Source organism: Nonomuraea glycinis (assembly GCF_014646515.1).
GTDB classification, from domain to species: domain Bacteria; phylum Actinomycetota; class Actinomycetes; order Streptosporangiales; family Streptosporangiaceae; genus Nonomuraea; species Nonomuraea glycinis.
In genome coordinates, this window is the sequence record NZ_BMNK01000033.1 from 1 (window position 1) to 2832 (window position 2832).

Consider the following 2832-nt stretch of genomic DNA (forward strand, 5'->3'; position numbering starts at 1 on the left):
AAAAAAACGAAGAAAACCCCTTTATGAAACAAGCAATTGAAGGGATTGAAAATCACGTTGTTAAGAAATACAAAAGTAGTACGGGAAGTGATAAAAAAGCTGTAGTTGCTGTTGCTGATACAGATACAGGAGAAGTATTCAAAACCTCGTTTATCCGACAAATAGAAGTAGATGAAGAGCAATTTGCAAAACTATACCTTGCGAATTTTGCCGCTTTTTTCAATCTATCACAATCAGCTATTCGGGTTTTCGGGTATATTCTAACTTGCATGAAGCCTAAGAATGATATGATAATTTTCGATAGGCGAAAATGCTTAGAATACACCCAATACAAATCAGACAAAGCCATATACAAAGGATTGGCAGAGCTCGTACAAAGTGAAATCATAGCAAGAGGTCCAAACGAATATAATTGGTTCATTAATCCGTTGATTGTCTTTAATGGGGATAGGGTTTCATTTACAAAAACATACGTTCGGAAAAAGACTTTAGCTGCCCAAAAGAAAGAAGAAGCAGAGAAACGACAGTTATCACTTGGTTTTGATGAACTGTAACACTCCATTGAGTGAAGCTGCCGTTTGGTCGCTCCCCCTTGGGGGCGGGGGGGATAGATAAAGTTCCTCTATGTAAAGTTATAATGGGGGATGAAAGGCAAGGTTCGCTAACCTTACCCCGATTGTTTATGCTTCCCAGCATTCAATCTATCCCCGTTTATGGGTTTCTCTTTCACCCTACAAAGATAACCTCATGGGGGAAAAATGTCCAAGAATATGGGGTAAAAACTATCAAGTCGGTAGAAAATAAGTATCTTTGAAGTACATTTTTAGTAGAGGTACTGGTATGCCTAGACGAAGCAGATAGGCAAAAATAAAGCCGCTGGGGATGTCGGATGTCCGTCAATTAACTCCAGCGGCTTGTATTTTGGTAACTCTCCCGTATCGGTCAGCTACCGTTTGGTCAGCAACAAAGGTAGTACTTTATTGTCGCAAATCCAAATGTTTTCCCCTTTATTTGTGCATTTACAAAACATTCACTAACTTCGCACCTATGCAGTATGGTGATAGCACACTAGCACCCTAAAGGGTACGTGTGTAAGGGGACAAGCCCCCTTAACCCCCTGTCAGCCGGCTGTCACCGGCTGTTATCGATTGTCACAAAAATGTTAACTTATGGGAGCAACAAGTATTCATGTACAAGCAGTGAAGCCGGGGAGCGAGATTCACAACTTTAGGGAAAAAGAGTTGGACTATGTTCGTCCGGAACTTAGTCATTTGAATGAAAGCTGGGTTGGAGATAGCATCTCCCATCGGCTGGAGAGTGCGAAACAGAGATATTTCGATACGGTTGGGCAGAAGATGCAGACTAAAGCAGCACCCATACGGGAGGGGGTAATAGTAATCAAGCAAGAAACCACCATGCAGGAACTCCAGCAATTCGCTGCGGTCTGCAAGGAACGTTTCGGTATTGAAGCGTTTCAAATCCATATACACAAGGACGAAGGATACATGAACGCAAAGCAATGGACACCTAACCTTCACGCCCATGTAGTTTTCGATTGGACGCAGCCGAACGGGAAGAGTGTGCGTTTATCGCGTGATGACATGGCAGAACTCCAAACCATAGCATCTGAAGCACTGGGCATGGAACGTGGTGTTTCTTCTGATCGCAAACACTTATCGGCTATGCAGTACAAGACCGAATGTGCGAAAGAACAGCTTCAGGAACTATCCAACGATATATCCAGTGCGTTAGACAAGCACAAGGACGTGCAAAACCAGCTTCTTCAGCTTCAGAAAGAACTACGTTCCATTGAAACAAAGAAAAACGTCCAAAAACTCATTTCTAAGGCTTCAGAGAAGTTTTACGGCTTGATAGGGAAAACGGTTAACGATAGGGAAAAAGATGCCTTAAAAGCCAAAATAAAGGCTTTAGAGGGGGAAAATGAACAGCTATCCGATAGACTGGGAAAGGCTATTCTTGAAAAAGAGCGAAACGGCACAAAGGTATTCAAAGCCGAGAACGACAAGGAGTATTATAGACAGCAAATGGACAATGCAAGGACAACCAGTAACCGACTAAGAACGGAGAACCAAGAACTAAAGACCGAAACCAAGGAATTGAAAAAAGAACTTGGTAAGATGAAAGACTTGTTCAATTCCGAACAACTGGAGGCTTTAAGGCATCATTTCCCAAACATATCAAAAGCTATGGAAGAGGGGAAAGACCTACTCAAGCAAATCACCAGAAGCAGAGGTTTCGGCATGGGTATGTAACCCCCCCCGCCCCCAAAGGGGGAGCGACCAAACGGCAGCTTCACTCAATGGAGTGTTACGCCGTTCGGGTTCGGAAGAAATTTTGCAGGGTTCGAAAAACGGTTGTGTGCTTATTCGAAAAAAAGTTTATGGTGTGGGCGCTCGTCGGGACGGGTGGTCCCGCCCCTTGCCGCTGGGCGCTCCCCGACCGATGATTTTTTAAGTAGTTGATTATATGCCGTTTTTAGGGTATAATAAGAACTTAAGAAATAGAATAAGTTAAGTAGTTGATACTCAATATAGGGTATTTTCCATATTGGAAAATCTGATTTTCCATATTAGAAAGTCACTCTTTCCTATTAGATGTTAAAAAGGAAAATATATTTTGCTTTTTTATTGTATTAATGGAAATTTAAATATTCCTTTGTGGAAAATCAAATTATACTTTTTCACCGATATATAGAAAGTCAAATTTGCCTAAATAGAATGTTTATGGAAAATAAGAAAGTACTCAAATTAACCGATTTTCAAAAAAACGAAGAAAACCCCTTTATGAAACAAGCAATTGAAGGGATTGAAA

2 protein-coding genes are annotated in these 2832 nt (G+C 41.4%); both read left to right on the top strand.

The window, feature by feature from the left end; all coding sequences use genetic code 11:
• The coding region (locus tag IEY87_RS45250; protein ID WP_189145100.1) for a replication/maintenance protein RepL at window positions 1–554 on the top strand (554 nt) is incomplete at its 5' end.
• Window positions 555–1169: 615 nt separating this feature from the next.
• A complete protein-coding gene (locus IEY87_RS45255) occupies window positions 1170–2273 on the top strand; it encodes a plasmid recombination protein (protein ID WP_007572070.1) in 1104 nt (367 codons plus the stop codon).
• Window positions 2274–2832: the final 559 nt, after the last annotated feature.

Excerpts from the sequence above, each read along its gene's own strand:
- IEY87_RS45255 (WP_007572070.1), top strand. The coding sequence starts at position 1,170 with ATGGGAGCAACAAGTATTCATGTACAAGCAGTGAAGCCGGGGAGCGAG.